26 protein-coding genes are annotated in these 25743 nt (G+C 67.8%); 8 read left to right on the top strand and 18 right to left on the bottom strand.

The annotated features are described in order from the left end of the window. The first annotated feature begins 90 nt into the window (after positions 1 to 90). From MKD51_RS03050 to MKD51_RS03040, 3 genes are read left to right on the top strand one after another with little or no spacing between them, the layout of a single operon-like run. Positions 91 to 1383, top strand: a complete 1293-nt coding sequence (locus MKD51_RS03050; RefSeq protein WP_240238014.1) for an MFS transporter — start codon at positions 91 to 93, stop codon at positions 1381 to 1383. Then, positions 1380 to 2630 carry a Xaa-Pro peptidase family protein gene (locus MKD51_RS03045; RefSeq protein WP_240238012.1) on the top strand — a complete coding sequence of 417 codons (1251 nt, stop codon included), beginning with the start codon at positions 1380 to 1382 and terminating at the stop codon, positions 2628 to 2630. The genes MKD51_RS03050 and MKD51_RS03045 overlap by 4 nt, the downstream gene beginning before the upstream one ends. Before the next feature lie 39 nt (positions 2631 to 2669). After that, on the top strand, positions 2670 to 3695 hold the full coding sequence (locus MKD51_RS03040; protein ID WP_240238010.1) for an ornithine cyclodeaminase: 1026 nt from the start codon (positions 2670 to 2672) through the stop codon (positions 3693 to 3695). Positions 3696 to 3845: 150 nt separating this feature from the next. Here MKD51_RS03040 and MKD51_RS03035 read toward each other — a convergent pair whose 3' ends face one another. Continuing rightward, on the bottom strand, positions 3846 to 5003 hold the full coding sequence (locus tag MKD51_RS03035) for an MFS transporter (protein ID WP_240238008.1): 1158 nt from the start codon (positions 5001 to 5003) through the stop codon (positions 3846 to 3848). Between the two features lie 68 nt (positions 5004 to 5071). Continuing rightward, positions 5072 to 6049 (bottom strand): tripartite tricarboxylate transporter substrate binding protein, encoded by a 978-nt coding sequence (locus tag MKD51_RS03030; protein ID WP_240238006.1) that lies wholly within the window; start codon positions 6047 to 6049, stop codon positions 5072 to 5074. Positions 6050 to 6210: 161 nt separating this feature from the next. On the opposite strand from MKD51_RS03030, the gene MKD51_RS03025 reads away from it, so the two are divergent. Further along, the gene (locus MKD51_RS03025) at positions 6211 to 6978 is read left to right on the top strand and encodes a MurR/RpiR family transcriptional regulator (RefSeq protein WP_240238004.1); all 768 of its coding nucleotides are present in this window, start codon (positions 6211 to 6213) and stop codon (positions 6976 to 6978) included. Here MKD51_RS03025 and MKD51_RS03020 read toward each other — a convergent pair. From MKD51_RS03020 to MKD51_RS02995, 6 genes are all read right to left on the bottom strand, one after another. Next, positions 6950 to 8455 carry a tripartite tricarboxylate transporter permease gene (locus MKD51_RS03020; protein ID WP_240238001.1) on the bottom strand — a complete coding sequence of 502 codons (1506 nt, stop codon included), beginning with the start codon at positions 8453 to 8455 and terminating at the stop codon, positions 6950 to 6952. The genes MKD51_RS03025 and MKD51_RS03020 overlap by 29 nt on opposite strands. Position 8456: 1 nt before the next feature. After that, on the bottom strand, positions 8457 to 9029 hold the full coding sequence (locus MKD51_RS03015) for a tripartite tricarboxylate transporter TctB family protein (RefSeq protein ID WP_240237999.1): 573 nt from the start codon (positions 9027 to 9029) through the stop codon (positions 8457 to 8459). A 9-nt stretch (positions 9030 to 9038) separates the two neighbouring features. Continuing rightward, on the bottom strand, positions 9039 to 9713 hold the full coding sequence (locus MKD51_RS03010; protein ID WP_240237997.1) for an RraA family protein: 675 nt from the start codon (positions 9711 to 9713) through the stop codon (positions 9039 to 9041). 28 nt (positions 9714 to 9741) lie between these two features. Then, complete coding sequence (locus MKD51_RS03005) at positions 9742 to 10734, bottom strand: amidohydrolase family protein (RefSeq protein ID WP_240237996.1); 993 nt, start codon at positions 10732 to 10734, stop codon at positions 9742 to 9744. A gap of 9 nt (positions 10735 to 10743) precedes the next feature. Continuing rightward, a complete protein-coding gene (locus MKD51_RS03000; protein ID WP_240237994.1) occupies positions 10744 to 11100 on the bottom strand; it encodes a VOC family protein in 357 nt (118 codons plus the stop codon). An 81-nt stretch (positions 11101 to 11181) separates the two neighbouring features. Continuing rightward, positions 11182 to 12162: a tripartite tricarboxylate transporter substrate binding protein gene (locus tag MKD51_RS02995; protein ID WP_240237992.1), complete on the bottom strand. Its 981-nt coding sequence runs from the start codon at positions 12160 to 12162 to the stop codon at positions 11182 to 11184. Between the two features lie 295 nt (positions 12163 to 12457). Here MKD51_RS02995 and MKD51_RS02990 point away from each other — a divergent pair, with 295 nt between their 5' ends. Beyond that, a complete protein-coding gene (locus MKD51_RS02990; RefSeq protein WP_240237990.1) occupies positions 12458 to 13099 on the top strand; it encodes an RraA family protein in 642 nt (213 codons plus the stop codon). Between the two features lie 7 nt (positions 13100 to 13106). On the opposite strand, the gene MKD51_RS02985 is transcribed toward MKD51_RS02990, so the two are convergent. From MKD51_RS02985 to MKD51_RS02940, 10 genes are all read right to left on the bottom strand, one after another. Beyond that, complete coding sequence (locus MKD51_RS02985; RefSeq protein WP_240237988.1) at positions 13107 to 13757, bottom strand: TetR/AcrR family transcriptional regulator; 651 nt, start codon at positions 13755 to 13757, stop codon at positions 13107 to 13109. A gap of 66 nt (positions 13758 to 13823) precedes the next feature. After that, positions 13824 to 14411, bottom strand: coding sequence for a thiamine pyrophosphate-dependent enzyme (locus tag MKD51_RS02980; protein ID WP_240237986.1), 588 nt, complete (start codon positions 14409 to 14411; stop codon positions 13824 to 13826). Beyond that, positions 14408 to 14950, bottom strand: coding sequence for a thiamine pyrophosphate-binding protein (locus MKD51_RS02975; protein ID WP_240237984.1), 543 nt, complete (start codon positions 14948 to 14950; stop codon positions 14408 to 14410). The genes MKD51_RS02980 and MKD51_RS02975 overlap by 4 nt, the downstream gene beginning before the upstream one ends. Positions 14951 to 15076: 126 nt before the next feature. Next, complete coding sequence (locus MKD51_RS02970) at positions 15077 to 16291, bottom strand: MFS transporter (protein WP_240237982.1); 1215 nt, start codon at positions 16289 to 16291, stop codon at positions 15077 to 15079. Further along, complete coding sequence (locus tag MKD51_RS02965; protein WP_240237980.1) at positions 16288 to 17262, bottom strand: DUF4862 family protein; 975 nt, start codon at positions 17260 to 17262, stop codon at positions 16288 to 16290. Before MKD51_RS02965 ends, MKD51_RS02970 begins: the two co-directional genes overlap by 4 nt. Next, complete coding sequence (locus MKD51_RS02960; RefSeq protein WP_240237975.1) at positions 17255 to 17887, bottom strand: RraA family protein; 633 nt, start codon at positions 17885 to 17887, stop codon at positions 17255 to 17257. Before MKD51_RS02960 ends, MKD51_RS02965 begins: the two co-directional genes overlap by 8 nt. A gap of 39 nt (positions 17888 to 17926) precedes the next feature. Next, entirely contained in the window at positions 17927 to 18937 is a 1011-nt protein-coding gene (locus MKD51_RS02955) for a tripartite tricarboxylate transporter substrate binding protein (RefSeq protein WP_240237973.1), read from the bottom strand. A gap of 2 nt (positions 18938 to 18939) precedes the next feature. Next, positions 18940 to 20523, bottom strand: a complete 1584-nt coding sequence (locus MKD51_RS02950) for a tripartite tricarboxylate transporter permease (RefSeq protein ID WP_240237971.1) — start codon at positions 20521 to 20523, stop codon at positions 18940 to 18942. A gap of 42 nt (positions 20524 to 20565) precedes the next feature. Then, positions 20566 to 21102, bottom strand: coding sequence for a tripartite tricarboxylate transporter TctB family protein (locus MKD51_RS02945; protein ID WP_240237970.1), 537 nt, complete (start codon positions 21100 to 21102; stop codon positions 20566 to 20568). 1 nt (position 21103) lies between these two features. Continuing rightward, positions 21104 to 21952, bottom strand: a complete 849-nt coding sequence (locus tag MKD51_RS02940; protein WP_277603906.1) for a MurR/RpiR family transcriptional regulator — start codon at positions 21950 to 21952, stop codon at positions 21104 to 21106. Positions 21953 to 22920: 968 nt separating this feature from the next. Here MKD51_RS02940 and MKD51_RS02935 point away from each other — a divergent pair. Genes MKD51_RS02935 through MKD51_RS02925 form a run of 3 tightly spaced genes read left to right on the top strand, consistent with a single transcriptional unit; the run spans position 22921 to position 25513 of the window. Continuing rightward, a complete protein-coding gene (locus MKD51_RS02935; RefSeq protein ID WP_240237968.1) occupies positions 22921 to 23835 on the top strand; it encodes a Dam family site-specific DNA-(adenine-N6)-methyltransferase in 915 nt (304 codons plus the stop codon). After that, entirely contained in the window at positions 23832 to 24800 is a 969-nt protein-coding gene (locus MKD51_RS02930) for a ParB/RepB/Spo0J family partition protein (RefSeq protein WP_240237966.1), read from the top strand. Before MKD51_RS02935 ends, MKD51_RS02930 begins: the two co-directional genes overlap by 4 nt. Positions 24801 to 24832: 32 nt before the next feature. After that, positions 24833 to 25513, top strand: coding sequence for a hypothetical protein (locus MKD51_RS02925; protein WP_240237964.1), 681 nt, complete (start codon positions 24833 to 24835; stop codon positions 25511 to 25513). Positions 25514 to 25743: the final 230 nt, after the last annotated feature.

The raw sequence follows: 25743 nt of genomic DNA, 5'->3' as shown, positions 1-25743 counted from the left end.
CGGCATCATGTTGCCTCGTTTCGATATTGGACGGTGATCATCGACGCTCGGTAGCGTCGCACCCACCTTCCATCGGACGAAAGGCCTCCCGTGAGCACCACGACCGAGCGCACGACGCCGGCACCTCTCCGCCGCGTCCTGCTGTCCACCTTCGCCGGCACGACCATCGAGTGGTACGACTTCTTCCTCTTCGGGTCAGCAGCCGCACTCGTCTTCCCGCGCGTCTTCTTCCCCGAGTCCGAGCCCGGCATCGGCCTGTTGCTCTCCTTCATGACCTACGGCGTCGCCTTCGTCGTCCGGCCGCTGGGCGGTATCGTCTTCGGCGCTCTCGGCGACGTGATCGGCCGCAAGAACGTGCTGATCGCAACGCTGCTCGTGATGGGCGTCGGCACGTTCCTCATCGGCTGCATCCCGGGCTTCGACACCATCGGCTTCTGGGCACCGGCGCTGCTGGTGCTGCTGCGCATCGTGCAGGGGCTCGGACTCGGCGGCGAGTGGGGCAGCGCGGCCACGCTCTCGGCCGAGCACGCTGACGGCGCCGGTCGAGCGAAGGGCCGAGGCCTCATCGCCTCCTGGATGCAGCTCGGCGTTCCCGCTGGCAACCTGCTCGCCGTCGGGGCGCTGTTCGTCATGGAGGCCACGCTCTCGCCGGAGGCGTTCACCTCCTGGGGCTGGCGCGTGCCGTTCCTCGCCAGCGCCCTCCTGGTACTGCTGAGCTTCTGGATCCGCGCGACGGTCGCGGAGTCTCCGCTCTTCAAGGTCGAGGAGCGGGAGGCTACCCCGCTGCGCACGATGCTCCGCGGATACTGGCGGCAGGTACTGCTGACGATCGGCCTGCGCATCGCGAGCGACGTCTCCTACTATGTGTTCGCCGTCTTCGCGCTCTCCTACATCACCTCGAATCTGGAGATGTCCGCGAGCGTCGGCCTCACGGGCGTGATCGTCGGATGCATCGCGCAGTTCCTCATCATCCCGATCAGCGCGCACATCTCCGACCGCGTGGGCCGCCGCCCCGTCTACATGGCCGGCGCGATCGCCGTCGGCATCTGGGCCTTCATCGCCTGGCCGTTGATCGACACTGCGAACCCGGTGCTCGCCGTCATCGCCATCGCGACCGGGATCGCCGCGCAGGGCATCATGTACGGCCCGATGGCGGCGTTCATCACCGAGATGTTCCCGACCAAGGTGCGCTCGACGGGTGCCGGCTTCGGCTACCAGGTCGCCGGCATCCTGGGCGGCGCGCTCGCCCCCTTCCTCGCCGCGCTGCTGACGCAGACGTTCAGCTCCACCTTCGCCGTCAGCGTCTACGTCGCCATCACCGCCATCATCGCCGTCGTCGCGTCGCTGCTCGCGCGCGAGACGATGAGAAAGGACCTCGCATGACCATCGCCACCACGGCATCCACCGACCTCGGTATCGCGCAGATCCGCGCGCGCCTCAAGGCCCGCGGCCTCGCCGGCTATGTCGCCTTCACACCGTCGAACCTCTTCTACGTCACCGGCTTCCGCAGCTACTTCGTCTCCGAGTGGTGGCGACTGCACGGCACGGTGCTCGCGTTCGTGCCGGCCGACGAGAGCCTGCCCGTGACGCTCATGCTCGGCGACTTCGAGGAGAAGACCGCCCGAGCGGCGGCCCCGGAGGTTGAGCTCGCCACGTACCCGCTCTGGGTCGACCTCTCGACCGCTGAGCAGATGGAGCTGCCGTCGGCGCCCGAGCCGGGTCGGCCGGAGCAATGGGATGCGGCCGAGCTCGACCGCATCGCCGCGGACGCGCTCCACTCGCTCGGCATGGCCAGCGGCCGGATTGCGACCGACCTCCCGCACGTGACGCTCGACACCTGGCACCGGCTGCGCCGCTCGGCGCCGGACGTCGAGTGGGTCGACTTCACCGATGACATCTATGAGGTGCGCCTCATCAAGCAGGAGTGGGAGATCGAACGGCTGCGCACGGCGGTCGAGCTCTCCGAGCGCGGCATGGTCGGCGCAATGCAGATCGCTCGCGAGGGCATGACGGCATCCGACATCCGCGCCGCCTACCAGATCTCGGTCGCGACGGCCGCGATCGGGGAGCCACGCTTCGCCGGGTACACCGACAACTGGGTGCTCCCCACCGTCGGCGGCACGACGTCCGCGGGCTACGGCAGCACGGCCAGCGGCCTGCGCGCCGGCGACCTCGTGAAGTTCGACTGCGGCACCACCGTGCACGGCTACCGCAGCGACGGCGGCCGCACGTTCGCCTTCGGCCAGCCCAGCAGCGAGGCGCAGCGACTCTACGACGTGCTCGCCGAGGCGCAGCGCATCGCCCGCGACTCGCTCGTGCCCGGCGCTCGCGTCGGCGACGCGTTCTTCAACGCCATCGGGCACGTGCACAGCCACGGCTACCCCACGTTCAACCGCGGCCATGTCGGCCACTCGGTCGGCATCGACACCTTCCACGAGGAGCCTCCGTTCATCGGCCCGGCGTGCGACGTCCGCGTCGAGCCCGGCATGGTCCTCGCCGTCGAGGTGCCGACGTACACACCGGATGTCGGCGCGATCATGATCGAGGATCTGGTCGTCATCCGCGACCATGGTGCCGAGCTGCTGCACACCTTGCCGCACGAGCTGACGGTCATCGAACCGCGCGCCTGAGACCAGCCCCCGCAGGGCACAAGCCGAGAGGAGCGAAGCATGCGCTTCGTCAGTGTCGCCAACATGCGCGACTGGATCCGGACCACCGGGTCAGAGCACATCATCACCGATCTCGTCAACGAACTCGAGACCGACTTCCGACGGTGGACAGACTTCGAGCGCGAGCCGCGCATCGCCAGCCACTCATCCCTGGGCGTCATCGAGCTGATGCCCACCAGCGACGGCGTTGCCTACGGGTTCAAGTACGTCAACGGGCACCCTTCGAACCCGTCGCGCGGGTTCCAGACCGTCACCGCGTTCGGCGTGCTCGCCGACGTGATGACCGGATACCCGACGTTCCTGTCGGAGATGACGATCCTCACAGCACTGCGCACCGCAGCGGTGTCGGGGCTCGCCACCCGGCATCTGGCTCGTGAAGACAGCACGGTGATGGGGATGATCGGGGCGGGTTCGCAGGCGGTCTTCCAGGCGCTCGCGGTGCGGTCACAGCGACCGGGTGTCACGCGACTGCGGCTGTTCGACGTCGATGCCGCCACTGCAGAGACGGCCAGCAGGCACCTGCGCACCCTGGGGTTCGACGTGTCGGTCGAGAGCTCGGCAGCGGCGGCCGTCCGCGGCGCGGACATCATCACCACGTGCACTGCCGACAAGACAAACGCGACCGTGCTGCGCGCCGACGAGGTGCCCGCGGGCGCGCACATCAACGCCATCGGCGGCGACTGCCCCGGGAAGACCGAGCTCGAGCTCGAGATCGTGCGGCGGCACCGCGTCTTCGTCGAGCACGAGCCGCAGACGCGCATCGAGGGCGAGATCCAGCTGCTGCCGGCGGACTCGCCGGTCACGGAGCTGTGGCGAGTGATCACCGGGGCGGATGCGGGACGCGCCTCGTCCGACGAGGTCACGGTCTTCGACTCCGTCGGCTTCGCGATCGAGGATTTCACCGCGCTCCGCTACGTACAGAAGGCGACGGCGGCGACCCGCTTCTCCGAGCCGATCGACCTCATCACCGAGCCGGAGGACCCGAAGGATCTCTACGGCATGATCGGCGCGCCCGTGTTGGTCTGAGCACTCCCGCTGCCTTCCTCACCGTGACGCACAGCGCAGCAGCCAGCAGATGTACGACGCGATCGCTGCACTCGAGCTGACGGCTCGAGCGGATCGGCGGGGCCCGCCCCGCCATTGACTGCGTCCAGTGTCGGTCGCCCGGCTCGACACTCAGGGGCCGCCGGGCGCATCCAGGTGCCGCCTGGACGCGATGCTCACGGTCGCAGCCGCGCACAGCGCGATCGCTGAGCCGATGAACACGCCCGCCGGCCCCGCGGGTGTGGCCACCAGGCCGACGCCGATCGGCAGCACGACCTGGACGACCCGGTTGGAGGTGACACGCATGCCGAGCGCGCGGCCTCGCACGGTCGGGTCGGCGAGGCGCATCACCCAGCTCAGCGTCAGCGGCTGCGGGATCCCCAGACCCACGCCCAACAGCACCATGGCCGCCACTGCAGCAGGCTGTGAGCCGAAGACCAGCAGCACGAACCCGACGATGCCGAAGCCGAGCGATGCGGCAAGCACTCCGGCACGAGAGAACCGCCGGACGAGCCTGTCGAGCCCGAAGCGGCAGACGACAGTGACCGCGGCACGCAGGCTCAGCATCCAGCCGACGACGATCGCCGACACTCCTGCCCCCTGCGCCCAGGCGGGGAGGAAGACGTAGAGCAGGTCGACGGATGCGAGCACGATGCCGCTGACGAGCAGCGCCCGCCACATGCCGGGTGCGAGCACTCGCGCCCTCGGCTGCCCCGCAGCATCGTGGTCCGACTGGCTGCGCGAAGCCCGAGCCCGCATCTGCATCGCGAGCGGTATCCCGACGAGTAGGCAAAGCCCGGCGAGCAGCAGACCGCCGAGCTCGACCGTCGGCGCACCCAGCGAGAACAGCACCGTGCCGGCGGATGTCGCCAGCACGGGACCGAGGACCTGCCCGATGGCCATCGCCGACGTGAGCGTGCCGACGGCCCCGTCCAGCCCCTGATCGGTCGCCCGATCAGCGACGAAGCCCTGCTGCCCGATCATGCACAGCAGCTGCCCGAGCCCGAGCAGCGCGTTCGAGGCGATCAGCGCCCCGACGCTCGGCGCGGTCGCGATGACGACAAGGCCCGCGAGAGCAATGGCGATCCCGACGAGCACGAGCAGTCGCGGACCATGGCGATCCATGAGTGCACCCGAGGGCAGGGCGAAGATGACTGCGGGGAGCGCGAAACCGGCCCCGATCACCGCCAGCAGCGCCGCATCCGTCGTCATCGCGCTCGCCGCGAGGCCGACCATCAGCCGAGCGCCCGCCCAGGCGGTGTGCAGCAGGACCGCCTGGACGTAGATCACGGCGCCTCCTCATGCACGCGAGACTGCGTCGACCACGCGACCGCAGCCGCGTGGTCGACGCAGTCGTGTCAGTCGCCGAATCGCTCGGTGAACAGGGCCTCCTGGTCGGCCCAGATGCCGGCGATCTCCTCAGAGCCGACGTACATCGGCTCCTGGAAGCTGGCCTCCACCGTCGTCTGGAACGTCGTGTCGGCGACGGCCTGCTCGGCGGCAGCCTCAAAGATGTCGACGATCTCCGGAGGCGTGCCCGCGGGTGCCGAGACGATCAGGAAGCCATTGATGTCGAGGTCGATGCCCAGCGACGAGAAGGTCGGGATCTCGGGCAGGAATGGATCCTGCTCGCCACCGAAGATGCCGAGGGCCCGGAAGTCGCCGTTCGTCACGCCCGGCACGATCGTGGTGCCGCCGCCGATGATGGCGTCGACCTGGCCGCCCAGCAGCGCGGTCGTCTTCTCGGGTCCGCCGTCGTACGGCACGACGTTGAACTCGACGCCCGCGCTCTCCGCAGCGGCCTCGACACCCAGCGTCTCGTCTTCGCTCGCCGTGCCGACCGTGATCGCGCCAGGCGCATCCGCAGCCGCCTCGAGCAGATCGTCGAGCGTCTCGTAGGGGCTGCTCGCACTGACGGCCATGTAGTTGGTCGTGCGCGTGAGCGCGGCGATCGGCTCGAAGCTCTCGCGCGTGTAGGTCGCACCCCGGTCGGCGATGACGTAGGTCGGGATGGTCGAGGGGATGTTGGTGAACCCGATCGTGTAGCCGTCGGGGTCGGCCCCGGCCAGCTCGGTCAGGCCGAGCTGCCCGCCGGCGCCCGGAGTGTTGAGCACCTCGACGTTGACGCCGAGCTCCTCCGCGAGCGCCGCGGTGAACGCGCGGGCGGTGACGTCTGTCGTGCCGCCTGCGCTGTAGGGCACGACGACCGTGACGTTCGAGCCCGCTTCCGGGAACTCGACGGTCTCGGTCGGCGTCGCCGCCGGAGTCGGCGCGCACGCAGACAGGAGCAGGACGACTCCCGCCGCAGGTGCCAGGATGCTGGTGAGCTTCTTCATCGAATCTCCTCGGAGTCTCGGTCGAAAAGTCAGCGTTGATGCTCGACGTCGAGACGATGGATGTTTCTTGCGAACTCAGGTAAGTCTGCAGGAAACCTGCAATGCTGTCAAGAGAAGAGCGGCGCCGATGATGGCGCCTTGGCTACCGGAAGGATGACCACGTGTCGTTTCGCGAATCGTTGCAGGCTTCGCAGACCCGGCTCACCGACGCGGAGCGCCGCATCGGCACGGTGCTCCTGAACGACAGCCAGAGCGCCCCGCTACTCACGGCGGCCCAGCTCGCCAAGCAGGCGGACGTGCATGAGTCGACCGTCGTGCGCTTCGCCCAGAAGCTCGGGTACGCCGGCTACATCGCCCTGCGACTCGATCTCGCATCCGACACCTCCAACGGGCCGCGTCGCCGCCCGCAGCCCAGCGGCGAGGAGGCCTCCCTCGCCCGCGTGGTGCGCGCGCAGACCGAGGTGCTCGAGCGCCTCGAGGAGAACGTGCCGCAGGCCGAGGTCGACGGCGCGATGGCGGCCGTGCTCGCCGGCGGCCACCACTACGTGCTCGGGGACGGCCTCGTCGGGCCGGTCGCGGAGTTCTTCGGCCGCAAGGTCGCCATCCTCGGCCTCCCCGTGTCCGTCGTGCGGCAGTCCGGTGTCGAGCTCGTCGTGCAGCTCGCGATGGTGCGCCCCGGCGACGTCGTGACGGCGTTCACACTGTCGACCGAGTACGCCGCGAACCGAGCCGTCTTCGACTCGATCCGCGAGCGCGGCGCGACCCTGATCCTCATCACCGACCAGCCCATCCACACGCACAAGCCCGAGGCGGACTTCCTGCTGGCGGTGCCTCGCTCGGATCTCAACCACGGCGTGTTCGTCGCACTCTCGGCAGTGGCCTACGCGCTCGACTACTCGCTCATGCTGCAGCTGAAGCAGCGAGGCTAGCCCTCCGCCGGCTCCAGAACCGGAAGGCGAGGGTGCCGCCGATCGCCAGCACCGCCGCGATGATGAGCGACAGCGCGATCGGGCTCGTCACGAACACCGACAGGTCGCCGCGCGAGATCGAGAGCGCACGCCGCAGGTTGCTCTCCATCAGCGGCCCCAGCACGATCGTTAGCGCCATCGGCGCGAGCGGCACGTCGAGCTTGCGCAGCAGGTAGCCGAGCACGCCGAAGGCGAGCAGCACGCCGATGTTGAAGACGTTGTTGTCGAGCGTGTAGGCGCCCAGGATCATGAAGCCGAACACGATCGCGTAGAGCACCGGGAACGGCGTCTTCAGGAAGAGGATCCAGACCCGCACCAGCGGGATGTTCAGGATCAGCAGGATGACGTTGCCGATGAACATGCTGGCGATGATCGCCCACGGCACCTCGGGGTGATCCTGGAACAGCAGCGGGCCCGGCAGCAGACCGTTGATGATGAAGGCACCCATGAGGATGGCCGTGGTCGCCGACGTCGGGATGCCGAGCGTGAAGAGCGGGATCATGCCGGCGATCGCGAGCGAGTTGTTCGCGGTCTCGGGGCCTGCGACGCCCTCGATGGCGCCCTTCCCGAACTCGCTCTTGCGCTTCGACACGGCCTTCTCGATGGCGTAGGAGGCGAACGAGGTCGCGGCGCCCGGCGAGCCGGGGAGGAGGCCGAAGAAGAAGCCCAGGGGTGCGCCACGCAGGATCGGTCCGACGGAGCGGCGGAAGTCCTGCTTGGTCGGCCAGATGCGGCCGACGGGCATCACGCGGCCGAAGCGGCTCGAGTGGTCGACGGTCGAGAGCAGCTCGGAGACTCCGAAGATGCCCATCACGACGGCGATGAAGTTGAGCCCGTCGAGCAGCGGCGCCTGCCCGAAGGTGAAGCGCGGCACCCCCTGCAGCGGATCGATGCCGACGAGGCCGACGGCCAGGCCAATCATGGCGCTGATCATCGCCTTGATCATCGACTTCCCCGCCAGCCCGATGACGAGGCTCAGCCCCAGGATCGTGAGCGCGAAGAACTCGGCCGCGCCGAACTCCAGCGCGAAGCGGCTGAGCGGTGCTGCGACGACGAATCCGGCGAGGCCCACGATGCAGCCGATGAACGAGCCGATCGCGGCGATGGTCAGCGCGGCGCCGGCACGGCCGCGCTTGGCCATCTGGTAGCCATCGAGCGTGGTCGCCACCGAGGATGTCTCGCCCGGCACGTTGAGCAGCACGGCGGTGATCGTGCCGCCGTAGCTGGCGCCGTAGAGGATGGCCGCGAGCATGATGATCGCCGGGATCGGGCCCAGCGTGAAGGTGACGGGGAGCAGGATCGCCACGGCGGCCGCGGGGCCGAAGCCCGGCAGGATGCCGACGAGCATGCCGAGCACGCAGCCGACGAGGGCGAGCAGCAGGTTCTCGCCCGTGAAGACGGTGACGAAGCCGTTGAGCAGTTGGTCGAGGGTGCTCATGTCAGATGCCGAACTGCGAGATGAAGGCGAACGCCGAGCGCGGCAGTGAGAGGTTCAGGCCCACGGTGAACGCGTAGTACGAGCCGGCGCTGAAGACCGCCGCGATGATCGCGCTCGACCACCACTTGCGATCGCCGACGAGCACGAGCAGCGCGAGCGTGTACAGCGCCATCGCCAGCAGGTAGCCGATCCACAGCAGCGCCCAGAGGAAGACGCCGGTCGCGACCGCGGTGATGAGGATGCGGCGGATGCCCGCGCGGTCGGGGAACTGCGTGTCGGCGCTGCGGTCGAGCCTGCCGAGCGAAGCGAGCACGAACCACGCCAGCCCGAGCACGCCGAACAGCGTGCCGATCGCGAGCGGGAACACTCCAGCACCCGGAGTGCCGTTGGGCGCGACGAGGCCGAGCTCGAGCGCGCTCCACGCCATCCACGCGCCGATCAGCACGGCGAGCGCCGCCGCGACCTGATTCGCGATCCGGTAGCCGGTGGTCACCGGCAGATCGGTCTCGACCTCGACGAACTCGTCGACAATCTCCTCGGCGACTTCGTTGTGCGCCGACGTCTCGTGTTGCATCATCCAGTCCTATTCGAAGACGGCGCCGAGCGCGATCGCACGGTCACGGATGTGGTCGCGCGCGCTGGTGCCGTTGCGGAACTGCTCTGCTGAGCGCTCCTCGGATGCGAGCTTCGCCCGCGCTGCGGTGAGCACCGACTCGGCGTGGTCGAACGGCACTGCCAGGATCCCATCTGCGTCGCCGATGATGAGGTCGCCGGGCTCGATGGTCATGCCGTCTATGGCGATCGGCACGTTGATCTCGCCGGGCCCGTCCTTGTAGGGGCCGCGATGCGTGACCCCGGCCGCGAAGACGGGCAGCGACTGCTGGGCGAGCTCAGCGCTGTCGCGGATGGCGCCGTTGATGACGACGCCGCCGATGCCGCGCTGCGCGGCGTGCAGCACCATCAGCTCGCCCATGATGGCGTTCGTGAGGTCGCCGCCGGCGTCCACCACGATGATGTCGCCAGGCGCCGCGAGGTCGAGGGCGAGATGCACCATCAGGTTGTCGCCGGGGCGGGTGCGCACGGTGAACGCAGGGCCCGAGAGCGTCGAGCCGCTGTGCATGGGGCGGATGGTGCTGCCGCCAGCGGTCAGCCTGCGCATCGAGTCGCTCACCGTGGCAACGGGAACCTCGAGGTAGGCGGCGGCGATCTCGGGCGAGACCGCTCGCGTGCGGGTCAGGACTCTGAACCCTGGGGTCATGAGGACTCCTCTTTCGTGGGGCAGTCGGTCAGAAGGAAGCACGGGAGTAGAGCTTGCGGGCGTTGCCGGAGAAGACCTTCGCCTTGTCTTCGGCACTCAGCCACTCGATGTCCTCGATGAACGAGGCGGTGTCGTCGAACTGCTTCCCGGTCTCGGGGTCGATGACCTTCGCCGTCCCGACGATCTCGGCGGCGAAGAGCACGTTGTCGGCGCCGACCTTGCGGATCAGCATCTCGATCGAGTCGCGGTCGTAGAGCGCGGTGTCGAAGTAGAAGTTGCGCACGCGCTCCTCGAAGGGCGGGCGCCCGGCCTGGATGTGCAGCGCGCGGTGGCGGTTGAACTGGTAGGCCATCGATCCTCCGCCGTGCGGCACGATGATCTTCAGCTCGGGGAACCGCTCGAACAGGTCCGACCAGGCCAGCTCGAACGTGACGGCTGTGTCGGAGTTGATGTAGTGCGAGCCGTTGAGGTGCAGCGCAGGGTTCACGGTGGATGTCGCGTGCAGCAGCACGGGCACGTCGAGCTCGACGACCGCCTCCCACAGCGGGTACCACCACGGGTCGCTGATCGCGGGCGTGAAGGGCTGGCCGCCGCCGGCGACGTCGGGGTTGACGTTCACGCCGACGAAGCCGAGCTCTTCGACCACGCGGCGCAGCTCGGGGATGCAATTGGCCGGGCTCACGCCAGGCGACTGCGGCAGTTGCGCCGCCGGGTAGAAGGTTCCGGGGTAGAGCTGGCTCGCCCGGTGGATGAGGTCGTTGCTGTGCTGCGTCCAATACGTGCTGACGCGCTCGTCGCCGACCTCGTGCCCCATGCCCGAGGCGCGCGGCGAGAAGATCAGCTTGTCGGTGCCCGACGCCTGCATCTCGCGCAGCTGCCGCTGCAGCCCCTCGCGGATCTCGTCGTCGCTGATGGCGATCGTGCCCTTGCTCGGGCGGTTCAGCGATGCGAGCTGGCGGCCGCGGAAGGCCTCGAGCTTCGGCGGTGCGGTGGTGAAGTGGCCGTGAGTGTCGATGCGCATGTGAGCCCCTCAGTCGGTGAGCTGCCAGGCGGAGCCGGCGGGGTCGGAGATGTTGGCGACGGTGCGCCCGGTGTCGCGGATGAAGGACGAGCGCTTCAGCACCGGCACCCCAGCGCCGTGCAGCGCATCCGTGTCGGCATCGAGCGCGTCAGAGCTGACGGCGATGTGGTTGAGCGTCGTCGCGGACAGCGAGCGGTCTTCGCGCAGCTCGATCACGACCTGACCGTCGCCGGGGAAGGCGATCTCGACGGTGCCGCGCTCGGGCGCGGTGCGGCGCACCTCTTGCATGCCGAGCGTCTGCAGGAAGACGACGGTCGCCTCCAGGTCGGGCACCTTCAGGTCGATGTGGTCGATGCGTGTCAGCACGTGCGGTTCTCCTCGTCGGGCAGCTGCTCGATGGCAGCGGGGTGTGCAGGGCGGATGGGGTGGGCGCGCTGGGCGCCGCGGTCACTCGAAGAGCGGGGCGATGAGGTCCTGCTGCGCGGCCCAGTCGGCGGCGAAGTCCTCGGGGGTCGTGAACGCCACCTCGAAGCCGGCGACCGCCGAGGCCTCGATGAACTCCGGGGAGCTCGTGGCCTCCTCGATCGCCGCCGACAGTGCGGCAGCGACGTCGTCGGGGACACCGGCCGGGGCGGCGATGTTCAACGTGCCGGAGATGGTCACGTCGTAGCCCGCCTCGGTGAAGGTCGGCACATCCTCTGTCAGCGTGCTGCGCTCGGGGGTGGCGGTGCCGATGAGCCGCATGTCGCCGCTGGCGACCTGCGCGAGCACTCCCCCGACGCTGCCCATGACGGCGTCGATGTCGCCGCCGAGCAGTGCGGTCACCTTGTCGGCGGAGCCGCCCTCGAATGTGACGAGGTTGAGGTCGATGCCGGCCGTCTCCTCGAGCTCGACTGAGGCGAGGAAGTCGTCGCTCGCGCCGCTGCCGCCGGTGGCGAGCGTGATCTCGCCCGGGGCGGCCTCGGCTGCGGCGATGAGGTCGTCGAGGGTCTCGTAGGGGCCGCTCGACGAGACCGCGATGGCGGTCGGGCTGAGGCCGATGCCGCCGAGCAGCGAGAAGCTGCTCTCGTCGTAGGTCGCGCCGCGAGCCGGGTCGAGGTAGGCCAGGGTCGAGGGGAGGTTGGTGAAGCCGATCGTGTAGCCGTCGGCGGGGGCCGCGAGCATCGAGGTGATGCCCACCTGTCCGCCGGCGCCCGGGCGGTTCTCGATGACGACGCTCGTGCCGAGCGCGCTCTCCAGCTCGGGCGCGAACAGCCGAGCGAAGACGTCGGTGATGCCGCCGGCATCGAACGGCACGACAAGCGTGACGACTTCGCCGGACTCCGGGAAGCTCCCGGTGGTCTCCGTGGTGCTCGGCCCAGGAGCACAGCCGGTGATTGCCAAGGTCGCGGCTGCCAGCGCGGCAGCGGCGGGAAGTGCCTTCTTCATGTGTCTCTCCTCATTGAGCAGACCGTTGCGAGCGTCGTGCGAACCCCTTGCAGATCCAACGCAAATCGAAACATTCTTGCAAGCAACAACACTCTTGCAGGTTCCTTGCAGGACTGTCAACCCATGCAGGGGCGGTGGCGCTCTGCGGCCCGACGGCGTCGTTCAGGGAGCGAGACGCCAGACACCCGCCGGCGTCCGGTCAAGCACCTCGCTCGCGACGACTCCTTTGTTAAATGCGACTCTGTTATCATTTAGTGAGGCCGCGATGGCGTGGCCCAGGTCTGGAGGCCCGCGCATGTTCCTCACCGTTGACGCCAGCTCGATCGCAGTCGCCCCGTTCGAACGACGAGCCGACAAGCAGATCGTGCGCGCATTGGCGCAGCACCCCGTCGCGCTCATCGGCGACGCCGTCCAGCGCATGGGCATGCTCAGTGCTGCGATCCGGCCCCGCACGTCCCTCGGGCCGATCGCCGGCTCGATCCTGCCGATCCTCGTCCGCGAGGGCGACAACCTGGCCATCCACCGCGCACTCGACGAGGCCCAGGAGGGCGACGTGCTCGTCGTCAACGCGCAGGGCTACACCGATCGTGCCGTCTTCGGCGGACTGCTCGGTGCCGGATGCGTCGCACGCGGCATCGCGGGCGTCGTCATCGATGGTGCGCTGCGCGATGTCGAGGAGTTCGAAGAGCTCGGGCTGCCCGTCTACGCACGTGCCGTGAGCCCCGCCGGGCCGTACAAGCACGGGCCGGGCTCCGTGGGCATGCCCGTGGCGTGCGGCAACGTCGTGTGCAATCCCGGCGACGTCATCGTCGGTGATGCCGACGGCCTCATCGTGCTGCCCGTCGACGCGATCGCCGAGCTGCTGCCGCGCGTCGAGCAGCAGGCGGCCTACGAGATCGACCTGAAGGCGGGCCTCGTCAACGGCGCGAGCCGCTGACGAGGCGTCAAGCCGCGAGGCCGCCGAGCGCCGCCCGGTAGACCCGGGAGAGATGGGCGACGAGCTCGGGCTTCTCCATGCGGCCGCCCGCTCGCAGATCGAGGATCTCGCGCGAGTTCAGCAGCGTGTTGTAGAGCGCCAACGCGAGCGGGTAGCGCTCCTCACCGACGCCCGCCTCAGCCATGAGATCGCGAATCGCGCGTCCCCACATGCCATCGAGCGCCATCGCCTGACCCTCGCCCTCGCTGAACCGCGTGAGGAAGCCCTCGCGCGAGCGCACCAGCACCATCGCCGGGCCGTACACCTCGATGACGTCGATCCAGTGGTCGAGGATGCGCTCGAACAGGGCACGACCGCGCTCCTCATATGTGGAGGTCGTGGCGTGGGCGCGCTCGACGACGCTGAGCATGAAGCGTCGGTGCAGCTGATCGAGCGTCGGGAAGTAGCGGTATGCCGTCGCAAGCGAGAGGCCGGCGCGCTCGGCGACCGTCGGCATCGTCGCCTCCTCCGGCGACTCCTCCAGCAGCTGACCGACGGCCTCGATCAGCGCTCGCTCGTTGCGGATCGCGTCCTGCCTCGGCGCCCGTTGACGGGGTCGACCCTCACGCGTGGTCGCGACACCGGCCTCGGTCTCGCTCACGTCGCCTGCGGTGGTCACTCCTGCATCCTCCCAGGTCATCGCAGACGATCGACCCCGCCGTCGATCAGGCGCCGGCAGCGCGGATCACTGCTTCGCGAGCCTCGCCGTCATCCAGGCGGTGAAGCGGAGCGTGATCGACACGGGGTCGACGAGCAGCTTCGCGATGTCGGCGGCGTTCCCCGCTTCGATCCGCACGTGCAGCAGCGTGGGTCCCGGCGCCGCCACGAGACGCGCGAACTCCTCGCGGAGGCTCGCCTCATCATCCGCCGTGCCCGTGGTCCAGCCCGATGCGGCGGCGACCGCGCCGAGGTCGACCCGGTCGGCATACGTGGGCAGGCCCGCGGTCGAGCCGTAGACCTTGTTGTCGAGCAGCACGATGAAGAGCTTCTCCGGGGCGAGATAGCCGCCGGTCGGCAGCACGTTCGGGTTCATGAGCAGCGAGCCGTCGCCCTCGATGCCGATGACCTTGCGCACATCGCTGCCCTTGGCCGCGATCGCGAGACCCGTGGCGACCGATCCGACCAGGCCCATCGAGTCGAGGAGGTAGAGGTGGTTGTCGCGGTCGGCGACCGACGCGAGCTCCCGGCTGGTCGCCGCGCAGGTGACGACGAGCGGGTCGTGCTCGGTGAGCTCGACGAGGTGCGTGAGTGCTTCGATGCGGCGCATGGTCATGCCACCTTCCCGTCCGTGTTCCAGAAGGATGCGAGGACGACGACCGGCCGGTAGGTCATCTTGGCGTGGTTCCCGGCCTCGGCGATCACGTCGTGCCAGTCGTCCGTCGAGGAACGACGATCGAGCTCGAGCGTGGGGATGCCGAGCGTCGTGAGGATCGTCGGCACGTGCTGGCTGATCGAGTGGATCATCGAGTTGTACTCCCCCAGGCTGCCGCGGGTGTTCGCCACGATGAGCAGCGGCAGGTGGTACGACAGCGAGAACGTCGTGAGCGCGGTGAGGTTGTTGCCGAACCCGTTGTCCTGCATGACCACCGCGCCGAAGCTGCCCGCGAGCGGCAGAGCACCGAGCACGCCGATCGCCTCCTCCTCGCGTGACAGCGGGGTGACGTGCTCGGAGACGCCGTCGCGACCACCATCGGTCTCGACGAGCGCATGGATGACGGGGGCGACTGTGACCGAGGGGATGTACCCGACGTGCTCCGCGCCGCTCGACCAGATGCCGGCCGCTGCGGCCTGGGCGTAGGTCTGAGTGTTCATGTCCTGCTTCCTTCTCCTCGGAGGACCCGACCCGGCTGACGCCTTCGTCGGTACGCGCCCTCAACTCTTAACTAAGACTGCACTCTCACATAGTAACGCGCATGCGCACCCACCGAAAGTGCGCGGTCAGTTCCGCTCCCGGGCTTTCGGGCCCGGGCCGCCGGGGCTGGATGCCACCGCCAAGCCCGACGCGAGCGCGAGCACGAACGCGTTCGCCCAGATGACGCCTGCGACGCCGAGCGGTGCGGCGACGAGGGTCATCCCCAGCGGGATGACGGTCTGGGCGAGCCGGTTGCCCGCCATCCGGAGGCCGAGCGCCGCACCGTGGTCGCGCACGGCGACGATCTCCACGACCCATGCGAGCGTGAGGGGCTGCGGCACTCCCAGGCACACGCCCAGCGCGACCATCACGGCGATCGCGCCGAGCGCATCCGAGACCGGGAGCACCCCGAGGGCGACGACGCCGCATGCCATCGAGAGCACGAGGGGTGCCTTGCGCCCGAAGCGGGCCACCAGCCGCCCCAGCCCCAGCCGGCTGGCGACCGAGACCAGCGCCCGCAAGGCGAGGAGCCAGCCGACGACGGTGGCGTCGATGTCGCGCTCTGCGGCCCAGAGCGGGATGAACGTGTAGAGCAGGTCCATCGTGACGAGCATGGCGCTGCTCACTGCGATCGCACGCCAGAGGCCGGGTGTGCGCAGCACGCCGAGGGGGCTTCGCGCGGCCTCTGCGTGCTGGATGCTCGGGGACTCGCGATCGACCTTCCGCAGCATGACTGCGGTGGGGATCGCGAGCGCCGCGGCGACACCGCACAGCACGAGCCCGAGCGAGGTGTCGGGCCGAGTGGGCGATGCGACCATGACGGCAAGCGCCGTGATGAGCGGCGGCGCGATGAGCTGCCCGATCGATGCTGCCGTCGCCAGGTTTCCGAACTCGCCATCGCTCGAGAGACCGCGGGTTCGATGCGCGATGAACGCCTGCTGGCCGACGAACACGCCCACGCTGCCGAGGCCCGCGGCGCCGGCCGAGACCAGCAGCAGCCATTGCTCTTGAGCCGCGAGCGGCGCGATGCATCCGAGAGCCATGAGCGCCGAGCCGAGCAGCGTGACGATGGCGCCGCCGAAGCGATCCGCGAGGCGCCCGACGACGACGGAGCCCGCGAGCGCGGGTGCGGCGAACGCGCTCGCGAGCAGCGCCACGAACGTCGCATCGGCGCCGAGCTCGATCGCGCGATACCCGAGCATGATGCGCACACCGACCCAGGAGATCTGGATCACGAGCATCTGCGCGGCGAGCGAGACGCGCCAGCGAGGCTCGTCTCGCGACGGCCGTGCCGTGCTCACGGTGCGATGGGCGTGACCGCCTGCACGGCGCCGAGCGCTCGAGCGATGATCTCGAGTCGCTCCTCGAGGGTGAAGGTCGCCGGAGCGCCGACCTTCACGCCCCGGAAGCGCAACGACCCGGCAGCCTCGAGCGTCGCGGCGGCGCGCGCCGCCGTCAGCAACGACGACGAGAACTGCCCGACGTCTGCGAACGGCGCATGCGCATCGGCCCATGCCCCGCCGACCGGCGTGACCTCCGGCGAGGCCCCCGAGAGCACGACGCCGTCGAGCACGCCTGCGTCAGCGGCGAGCGCAGCATGGGCGCGACCGGCGTCGGCGTCGCGGCGCTCGATGACGGATCGGCCCCAGTTGATCGCCATGCCGATCTGCGCACCCTGTCGGCGCAGGTCGTCCACGACCAGGAGCTCGTCCTCGATCGGCAGATACCCCTTGGCGGGCGCCTGCCCCGCGACCCACGCGTCGCAGTGCTCGACGACCAGCCTCGTGTCGCCCCAGTCCCAGGAGGCGAGCTCCTCGAGGCTGGCGCGCAGGGCGTCCGCCGATGCCGCGCCATGCTCGGGGCGCGGAGCCGCGTGGAGCTCGACCGCGATGACACGCCCGTCGGGAGTCGCCTCCCGCAGCCGCGGCAGCGCCTCATGCAGTGCGCGGGTGGCATCGATCGCCGACTGACGGCCCGCGCGGTCGGTCGCCGCGAGCCCGAATGATGCGGATGCCCTGTGTCGGTCTGACGTGTCGGGCGCGGTCGTCACGACGATCTGGGCGTCGTCACGGAGATGCTCGAGCAGCCAGCGCTCGTCACGCGAGTGGAAGGCGCCCGCCTTCCACGGCAGCTCGAGCCCGACGACTCCGGGCAGCGCCCAGATCCCGTCGAAGAACGCCTGCTCCACCTGCGGATCCCACGCCACCCGACTGGGCGCGGCGGCGTACGCGCCGACGAGCCAGCCTTCGCGCGCGTCCGCCGCCTCAGCCATTGGCAGGTGTCTCGACCTTCATCGCGGGCACCTCACCCGAGCGGATCGTCGCGATCCGCTCGCGCTCGCCCTCGAAGCGTGCAACGCCGTTCGACAGCGCCTCGTCGACCCGCTCGCTGGGCACGATGACCACGCCGTCGGCATCGGCGATGACCACGTCGCCGACGCGCACCGTGCGGCCGGCCAGCTCGATCGGCTCGCCGATGATGCCTTCGTCGACCTTCTCGGCGTGCCGCATGGCGATGCCGGTGGCGAAGATCGGGAAGCCGAGGCCCTCGACCTCATCGATGTCGCGCACGGTGCCGTGGATGACGAGGCCGAGCACGCCGCGCAGCAGCGCGATCTCGGTGAGGATGCCGCCCCAGTGCCCGAAGGCACCGCCCTCGGCCTCGACCACCAGCACCGATCCGGCCGGTGCCTCGCGCACGCCGCGCTGCAGCGCGAGGTTGTCGCCGAGCGCAGCGCGGACGGGGTAGGCGGGGCCGACCACCTTCGCTCCGCTCCATGCGGGTCGGATGGCGGGGTCGACCCACCAGTCCGCGCCCGTGCCTTCGTACACCGTGCTCGTGCCGAGCTCGAGCAGGCGGCCGAGCCGTGCATCCGTGGGTGTCTGTGTCTCTGTCATGGTCGCTCCTGGTTCGTCAGCTGGTGCTTCGAGGTCTTGCTATTCGCCCGAGATCGCGATCGGCACGAGCTCGCGCCAGCGGGCGTCGAGCTCGGTCCAGCGCTCGACGGTCCATGCGGAGTCCTGGAAGCCGAACTCGTACCCGCCGTTCTCCATCTGGGTGGTGAAGTCGGCGTCTGCCGCAGCGGCAGCGGATGCCGCCTCGATCGCGTCTTCGAGCACGGTGCGCACCTCGGGCGCCGTGCCGGCGGGCACGGAGAGCACGTTGTACGACTCCCACTGCACGTCGTAGCCGAAGCTCGACGTCGTCGGGACGTCCTCGAGCCCGACGATCGGCTCGGCGTCGAGGGCGGCGAGCGCCACCGCGTTGCCGGAGTCGATCTGGGCCATGAACGTCGGCACCGAGCCGAACGAGAGGTCGATCTGGTTGCCGATCAGGGCCGTCATCTTCTCGGAGCCGTCATCGAAGGGCACGACGGTGAACTCGACGTCGGCTGCCTCTTCGAAGGCCGTGACGAAGATGTGGTCGTCGCCACCGAGGCCATCGACTCCGACGGTGATCGAACCCGGCTCTGCCTGAGCGGCCTCCACGACCTGCTCGAGGGTCGACCATTCGCCGGACGCGGAGGTGGCGATGATGCCGCGGAAGCGGTTGACCGTCGCGAGCGGCTCGAAGCTGGCCTGCTCGTAGGTCGCCTGGCGGTCTTCGTTGACGTAGGCAAGCGTCGAGGGAAGGTTCGTGACGCCGATCGTGTGGCCGTCTGGTGCCGCGCCTGCGATCGCGGTGAGCGCGACCTGGCCGCCGGCACCGACGGTGTTCTCGACGATGACCGACGTGCCGAGCTCCTCCTCGAGGAACGGGACGAGGCCCCGCAGCATGAGGTCGGTCGACCCGCCTGCGCTGAACGGCATCACGAGCGTGATCGGCTCGGAGCCGGGGAAGTCGGCGCTCGCGCCGGGGTCGCTGCCGGCAGACAGCGAAGAGCAGCCCGAGAGTGCTGCGGGGATGGCGAGCGCCGCGATTGCGGCGACTGCGAGGTGTCGCTTCATGGTCATTCTCCTTCGAATGGGGTGGTGGATGTTCGTGACGTGGTGGTGGGGAGCACGGCGGTCTCGCCGGCGCGGCTGGGCTCGGCCATGAGCCGCGCCCGGCGACGTTCGAGTCGCTTGCGCACGATCCCGAGGAACGGGGCGCTGCAGAGCACGAGCACCGCGGCGGTGAGCAGGATCGCCGAGAACGGGCTGCCGACGAGCGTCGTGACGTCGCCGTCTGAGAGCAGTAGCGCGCGCACGAGGTTCTCCTCGAGGATCGAGCCGAGCACCATGGTGAGCGCGATGGGCGCCAGCGGCACATCCAGCTTTCGCAGCACGTAGCCGAGCACGCCGGAGGCGAGCAGCACGAGGATGTTGAAGGCCGCGCCCGTGACGAGGAAGGCCCCGAGGATCATCAGCCCGACGACCAGCGCGAACAGGATCGCGTAGGGGATCTTGAGGATGTAGAGCCAGACGCGGATGAGCGGCACGTTGAGGATGAGCAGGATCACGTTGCCGACGAAGAGGCTGGCGATGATCGCCCACGCCACGTCGGGGTGGTCGCGGAAGAGCAGCGGGCCGGGCGTGAGCCCGTGAACGATGAAGGCGCCCATCATGATCGCCATGGTCACCGAGGAGGGGATGCCCAGGGTGAACATCGGCACCATGGTCGCGATGCCGAGCGAGTTGTTGGCGGTCTCAGGGCCGGCGACGCCCTCGATGGCACCCTTGCCGAACTGCGCTCGCCCCTTCGAGACACGACGCTCGAGCGCGTAGGAGAAGAAGGTGGCTGCCGTGCCGGGTGAGCCAGGCAGCAGACCGATGAAGAAGCCGATGATGCTGCCTCGTGCCATGGGGCCTGCCGAGCGCTTCCAGTCCTCCTTCGTGGGGGCGATCTTCCCGATCTTGGCGATGCGCCCCGTCGACGCCCGCTGCTCGAGGCCGATGAGCATCTCGCTGAGGCCGAAGAGTCCCATGACGACGGCGACGAGGTCGATGCCGTCGAAGAGCTCGGGGATGCCGCCGGTGAATCGCGGGGTGCCGAGCACGGGGTCGAGGCCGACGAGGCCGATCGCGAGGCCGATGAAGGCGCACACGAGCCCCTTGACGACGTTGCGGCCTGAGAGGCCGACGACGAGCGAGAGTCCGAGGATGCCGATCGCGAAGTAGTCGCGGGCACCGAGCCCGAGCACGGCGACCGCGAGCGGCGCGAAGAGCACCATCCCGATGATGCCGACGGTCGCGCCGACGAACGAGCCGACGGCGGCGATGACGAGCGCCGGGCCGCCTCTCCCCTGCTTCGCGAGCGTGTAGCCCTCGAGCGTGGTCGCGACCGACGACGGCTCGCCGGGCACGTTGAGCAGCACCGCGGTGATCGTGCCGCCGTACATCGAGCCGTACAGGATCGCGGCGATCATGATGATGCCGGGGATAGGCCCGACGACGAAGGTCACGGGCAGCAGCAGCGCCATCGCGGCGGGCGGACCGAAGCCGGGCAGGATGCCGACGACCATGCCGAGCACGCATCCTGCGAGCGCGAACAGGAGGTTGATGGGGCTGAGCACCTCCTGGAACCCAGCGAGGAGTTGAGCGAAGATGTCCACGTTGACATCGCCTTTCGTCTGAGGTCGGTGGGCGTTCGGGGGCTAGAGGAGACCGACGAGCAGCGGCCGGAGCACCCCGGTTGGAAGCTGCACGCCGAGCGCGGTGGTGACGAGCAGGAAGCTCGCCACGGCGAACCCAACGCCCGTGGGGATGGCTGCGCGCAAGCGACCGCGGGCCAGCAGCACGAGCACGGTCACGGCGATCGCCACCGTGAGCGGATATCCGAGCGGCTGCAGCACGAAGGCGCTGACACCGACGACAGCCAGCGCGGCGCCGGCGCGGAGGAGCGCCTGCCGGTCCGGCGGCGGCTCGGTGTCGTCATCCGGCCGCAGCCGACCGATGATCGCGAGCACGAGCCAAGCGACGGAGCAGGCCAGCAGCGCGACACCGATGACCACGGGGAAGAAGGCTGGGCCCGGCAGATCGCGCACTCGGAACGCGAAGTCGCCGGACGCCAACAGGATCGTGGCGGCGAGCGCGATCGCGAGGACGGCGCCGACGATGTTCGCGATGCGGAACGTGAGGGGCGTCCATGCGAGCTCTGCGACGGCCGCCTTCGGCTGCTCTTCGTGGGTCATCTCAACCCCAGTGCGAAGGCTCATCGTCACCCACCGTTCGCGCGAGGTCGTCGAGGAGGAGCAGAGCCTCGCTCGTCCGCTGCCTCGCGAGGTGGAAGACCGAGAACTGCAGCGCATAGATCAGCACGGCGGGCACGACCAGCGATCGCTGATTCGAGCGCGGGCCGCGCGGCGCGACGAGCAGCTGGTCCGGGCTGGGCTGCAGGCCGAGGCCAGCCTCGTCGGCGATGACGGCGGTCGCGGCGCCGACGCTCTGCGCGTGCGCGTTGATGCGAGCCAGACGCGGGTCTGGACGACGGAACACGAACGACAGCAGGAGGTCGTCGCCGGTGAGGGAGGTCAGGTGCTCGGCGATCAGCCGGCCGCTGGTGGGGAGCACCACGGGCATGATCCCGACGCGGCGCACGCGTCGGGCGAGCAGATCGAGCGAGCCGGCGGCGTAGGGCGGGCCGAAGAGGTAGACGGCGCGAGCGTCGAGGATGCGCTGCGCAAGCTCGTCGACCTCCTCCTGGGCGACGGAGCGCGCGAGGCGCTGCATGGCGGCGGCCTCGTCGTCCACCAGCGCGGCGAGCGTGTAGGCGTCGTCAGGCCGGCTCATCATGCGGCCGGCGCTCGTGACGGGCTCGAGGCCCTCCTCGGCGAGGCTCGTGCGGAACTGCCGATAGCCCGGGTAGCCGAGCTGCGAGGCGAGCCGGATCAGCGTCGTCTCATGGACGCCGAGCTGTGCGGCGACCTGCGCGGCCGTGAGCTGCGACATCGCCTGCGGGTCGCTCAACAGGTGGTCGAGAGCACGCCGTCCGGTCTCGGACAGGCTGCCTCCCATGCGTCGGGCTGAGTCGGCGATCCCCATTGCTGGCCTCCACGTCTTCGTGAACCTGCACGCCTGCGCAGGCCTGCAGGTTAAGCGTCAGCTCGCCTCGATGTCAATGCGAGTCGGCCAAAACCCTGGACAGTCGCAGCGGTACTCACAGCACACTGGGTCGTCGCACCCACCGAATAGGCCCCCAAGGACACGATGATCCGCAGCGTCATCCGGCCTGACGCCACAGCCCTCAAAGCCAAGGCCTTTGAGGCGCTCCGCAACCGCCCCACCACCGACGGCTGGCTCGTATGGCCGGAGCTGCCACCCGCCACCACGCAGCCGAGGAGGGCGAGGCCAACTTCGTCATCGTCGCTGCCGGAGAGGGAATGCTCGCGGCGGAGTAAAGCCGAAAGACCGCGCTGCGGTGGGGGCCGGCCGCCTGTGGCCATAGCAGCCAGTAGACGAGGGCCCGTTCTCGCTAGGACCAAGTCGTGGCACCACGAGCCACCTGTAGAGCCAGCCGATCGAACGCAAGGCCTGCATCACGCCCTCAGCGACGTCGCAGGCCGTGTGACTCCTGATCCGCGGTAGCGACTTGCTAGCGCACCACGAATTCGGCGTGCCCGCGAACGCAAAGCTCACCCGGCCCAACCTCGACGCATCCCGTCTGATGGCGACCATCGTCGGCATGCGACGCCACGGCACGTAACCCACTCCGACAAGGACCGCCACGACGAGCCTCTACACGACGAGCCCACAGGACGCTCACCTGCCAACGCGCAGGCCCCGGGCCGCCGCCCCCTCGAGCAATTCAACCCGACATCGCCTCACCGGCTCCACCCAATTCGCCCTGCAGACCCCATCCCACTGTTCGAACGACCACCACCCAGAACGCGTGAAGAGGCGATCTTCAAACTGCAAGCGCCCATCTGACCTCCGCAGAGTCGCCACGTCGAAACACACAACGCTCGACACGCTGCTGTAACCTTCCGACAGACGCCGGTGGCAGGAGAAATATGCGCACGATCGATCACCTCTCGACAGACGAGGTTGAAGCCGAACCTGAAGCGACACCTTGGACGAGACTGGATCGAAACCGCCTCGAAGAGCGAGCGGCAGCGACGCTTAGTACCAACCCGCGTCCGTTTATTAGATGGGCTGGCTCGAAACAGCGACTTCTATCTCAGATAGTTGAGCATTTGCCTGCCAAGTTTCGAACCTATCATGAGCCGTTCTTTGGCGCCGGATCAATGTATTTCTTGCTGGAACCAGAACGAGCCGTTATCAACGATTCGTGCGAGCCGTTGATCGATATGTACAGAACGATTGCTGCGCATCCTCAAGCAGTCTTCGCCCAGTTCGAAGATATGGATCTTCTCGACCGAGAATACTATTACATGATTCGCAGCTCCACAAAAACGGATCCGATCGAAGCCGCCGCTAGATTCATTTATCTGAATCGAGGCTCGTGGAACGGCCTTTACCGCGTCAACTCGAGCGGAGCATTCAACGTTCCCTACGGCAGCCCCCGGTCGCGAACTATTATCGACTGGTCGCATCTGGCGGGAGCGTCCAAGCAACTACGACGGGCCGGAACGCTAATACAATCCGGAGACTTCGAACAATCCCTCGCCACTGTCGCCGAGGGAGATCTTGTATTTCTCGATCCACCGTACGCTTCCAGCAAAAAACGCGAGGGCTTTGTCGACTACAACGAAAAGCTGTTTACTTGGGAAGATCAGGTTCGCCTAGCTAAATGCGCGGACCGACTTCGCTCTCGAGGTGCACACGTTATTGTGACGAATGCGTATAACTCGGCGATTAAGGAACTCTACCCAAAGTTTCGCGAGTTTGCCTTAGTGCGACGTAGCTCTTTGGCCGCAAACGTAAAACTTCGACGCCCCGTGGCCGAGAGTCTGTTGGTCTCGTGAATCAACCTCCCGACCTGCTTTCCCAGAGTCATCTCGACGAAATCGATCCGAATTGGATACGTCCAAACCCAGATAATCCACGACGCTATTTCAATGAAGAGCGGCTGGATCTGCTGCGGACCTCAATCCAAGAAGTCGGCATCCTCGTCCCGCTTATTGTCTACCAGGACCCTGAATCGCCCTCCAACTACGTCCTGATGGACGGCGAGAGAAGGTGGCGCTGCTCGGCTGACCTCGGCTTGGAGCGCGTGCCGGTCAACGTGATACCCGCCCCGAATCCTTTAGATAACCTCCTTCGGATGTTCAACATCCACAACGTGCGTGAAGATTGGCCGCTAATTAGCGTTGCGCTGTCACTACGTGAGGTCATGAAGATCTCTGGCGAGACTGGTGAGAAACGACTGTCAGAGATGACTGGGGTTACCCGATCGTCTGTGAGGCGCGCCCGCAGACTCCTCTCGCTACCTGAAGCAGAGATCGATCTGATTCGCAATGAAGCACACTTGGCTCGAAGTGAGCAGGTGCACCGCGAGGACCTGTACCTCGAGATCGAAGCAGCTGAGTCTGTACTACGGTCGGCGGCACCTAACTTTGCGGCACGGCACACTCGCGCCGAAATTATTCGTGCATTCGCCGCAAAGGCGGAAGCAAAGACACTCCGTGCAGTAACGGACTTCCGGCTACTGGCGAGGCTCTCAAAAGCGCTGGAGTCCGACGCCATCGAGGGCGACCTCGTCGACTACGCGCTTGATGAGCTTGTTACCGACGTTGAAGTTACCCCCCAGGAAGTATTCGATAGCTTCGCAGCTGAGGGATATCGGCAGCAAACAATCGCGAAGAAGACGGAGGTGCTAACAGGAGACCTCCAGCAGCTGATGGAGAGCGGCGCGCTATCGCAGACGCTGACAGTAGAGCTCAGGCTACTTTACGATCTCTTGAATCGCATCCTTGGAGGGCCTCGATGAATGTACCGTACGAGGACCCAAGGAAGACTCGCATGCGCGCCTTAGCAGAGATCGCCATTGATCAGGCCGGGTTCGATTTGGTCGGTGTTCCTGAGCGCATCGCGCTTCCCAGCGATTCGAGAATCGGAGGCTCGCTGCTCGGAGATCTCCAGAGCGTGGACGCCGATGGGGTTCGGACCTTCTATTATCTGCGCCCAGTACGTGATCTCGCCGTGCCAAAATGGATAGCCAATCTTGCAAGAGCTTCTCATGCAGCGCCTGCAGGCCATGTATACATCGTCGCCGCGGACCACACGCCGCAACTTGTCGATTCGTGCAAACAATCCGGATGCGGGCTGCTCAGGCTGACGAGCGAAGGCGTTTTTGAGATAGTCGTTGACTATTCAGAGACTTCCCCACGGACGCTCGAGGATGCGCTCGAGGTTCAGCTCACGCGCATGCGACGCGACATGGAGCGCAAGATCGAGCTGGCTCGCACTGATATCGATGCGAGGTACGGGCAGTCTGCCACGATAATCGCCAGCATGGAGGGCGATGCTGGGGACCGCTATAAGAACGGCTTCGACGCTGAGTATCGTAGTATCGACGCTTGGGGCGATGATATTTCTCGTCGGCTGGATATTTTGGGCGCCGAATCCCTCGTGAATGAAGTTTCAGAAGTTGAGGCTCTAATTTTGAATGGGCCCCCAACCAAATCCGGTCTCGACCGATGAAGTCGATCGCTGCTTGGCTTTCAACGTTTCACCGGTTTTTGCTGGTGGTGGCTTCGATCGCGATTGGAATCCTTGGCTCACGTGTGTCAAGCGACTCAAGTGAGCTCTCGTCGTGGATCCTCTTATTCGCATCTGGGCTGTTGCTTCTAGTCGCCGATGTGGGGCGTCGCGTGGATGACAGTGGCAGAACTGTGGGCCTCGCGACTGGAACGCCGATTTCAATGGCTCGA

This window comes from Agrococcus sp. ARC_14 (assembly GCF_022436485.1).
In the GTDB taxonomy this organism is placed as follows: Bacteria; Actinomycetota; Actinomycetes; order Actinomycetales; family Microbacteriaceae; genus Agrococcus.
The sequence above is the reverse complement of the archived record's forward strand: the minus strand, read 5'-3'. Positions and strand labels throughout refer to the sequence as shown.

Bases quoted from the DNA above. Each gene is read 5' to 3' on its own strand.
- MKD51_RS03045 (WP_240238012.1), top strand. From the start codon at position 1,380: ATGACCATCGCCACCACGGCATCCACCGACCTCGGTATCGCGCAGATC.
- MKD51_RS03040 (WP_240238010.1), top strand. From the start codon at position 2,670: ATGCGCTTCGTCAGTGTCGCCAACATGCGCGACTGGATCCGGACCACC.
- MKD51_RS03030 (WP_240238006.1), bottom strand. From the start codon at position 6,049: ATGAAGAAGCTCACCAGCATCCTGGCACCTGCGGCGGGAGTCGTCCTG.
- MKD51_RS03020 (WP_240238001.1), bottom strand. From the start codon at position 8,455: ATGAGCACCCTCGACCAACTGCTCAACGGCTTCGTCACCGTCTTCACG.
- MKD51_RS03015 (WP_240237999.1), bottom strand. From the start codon at position 9,029: ATGCAACACGAGACGTCGGCGCACAACGAAGTCGCCGAGGAGATTGTC.
- MKD51_RS03010 (WP_240237997.1), bottom strand. From the start codon at position 9,713: ATGACCCCAGGGTTCAGAGTCCTGACCCGCACGCGAGCGGTCTCGCCC.
- MKD51_RS03005 (WP_240237996.1), bottom strand. From the start codon at position 10,734: ATGCGCATCGACACTCACGGCCACTTCACCACCGCACCGCCGAAGCTC.
- MKD51_RS02995 (WP_240237992.1), bottom strand. From the start codon at position 12,162: ATGAAGAAGGCACTTCCCGCCGCTGCCGCGCTGGCAGCCGCGACCTTG.
- MKD51_RS02990 (WP_240237990.1), top strand. From the start codon at position 12,458: ATGTTCCTCACCGTTGACGCCAGCTCGATCGCAGTCGCCCCGTTCGAA.
- MKD51_RS02980 (WP_240237986.1), bottom strand. From the start codon at position 14,411: ATGACCATGCGCCGCATCGAAGCACTCACGCACCTCGTCGAGCTCACC.
- MKD51_RS02975 (WP_240237984.1), bottom strand. From the start codon at position 14,950: ATGAACACTCAGACCTACGCCCAGGCCGCAGCGGCCGGCATCTGGTCG.
- MKD51_RS02965 (WP_240237980.1), bottom strand. From the start codon at position 17,262: ATGGCTGAGGCGGCGGACGCGCGCGAAGGCTGGCTCGTCGGCGCGTAC.
- MKD51_RS02960 (WP_240237975.1), bottom strand. From the start codon at position 17,887: ATGACAGAGACACAGACACCCACGGATGCACGGCTCGGCCGCCTGCTC.
- MKD51_RS02955 (WP_240237973.1), bottom strand. From the start codon at position 18,937: ATGAAGCGACACCTCGCAGTCGCCGCAATCGCGGCGCTCGCCATCCCC.
- MKD51_RS02945 (WP_240237970.1), bottom strand. From the start codon at position 21,102: ATGACCCACGAAGAGCAGCCGAAGGCGGCCGTCGCAGAGCTCGCATGG.
- MKD51_RS02940 (WP_277603906.1), bottom strand. From the start codon at position 21,952: ATGGGGATCGCCGACTCAGCCCGACGCATGGGAGGCAGCCTGTCCGAG.
- MKD51_RS02935 (WP_240237968.1), top strand. From the start codon at position 22,921: ATGCGCACGATCGATCACCTCTCGACAGACGAGGTTGAAGCCGAACCT.
- MKD51_RS02925 (WP_240237964.1), top strand. From the start codon at position 24,833: ATGCGCGCCTTAGCAGAGATCGCCATTGATCAGGCCGGGTTCGATTTG.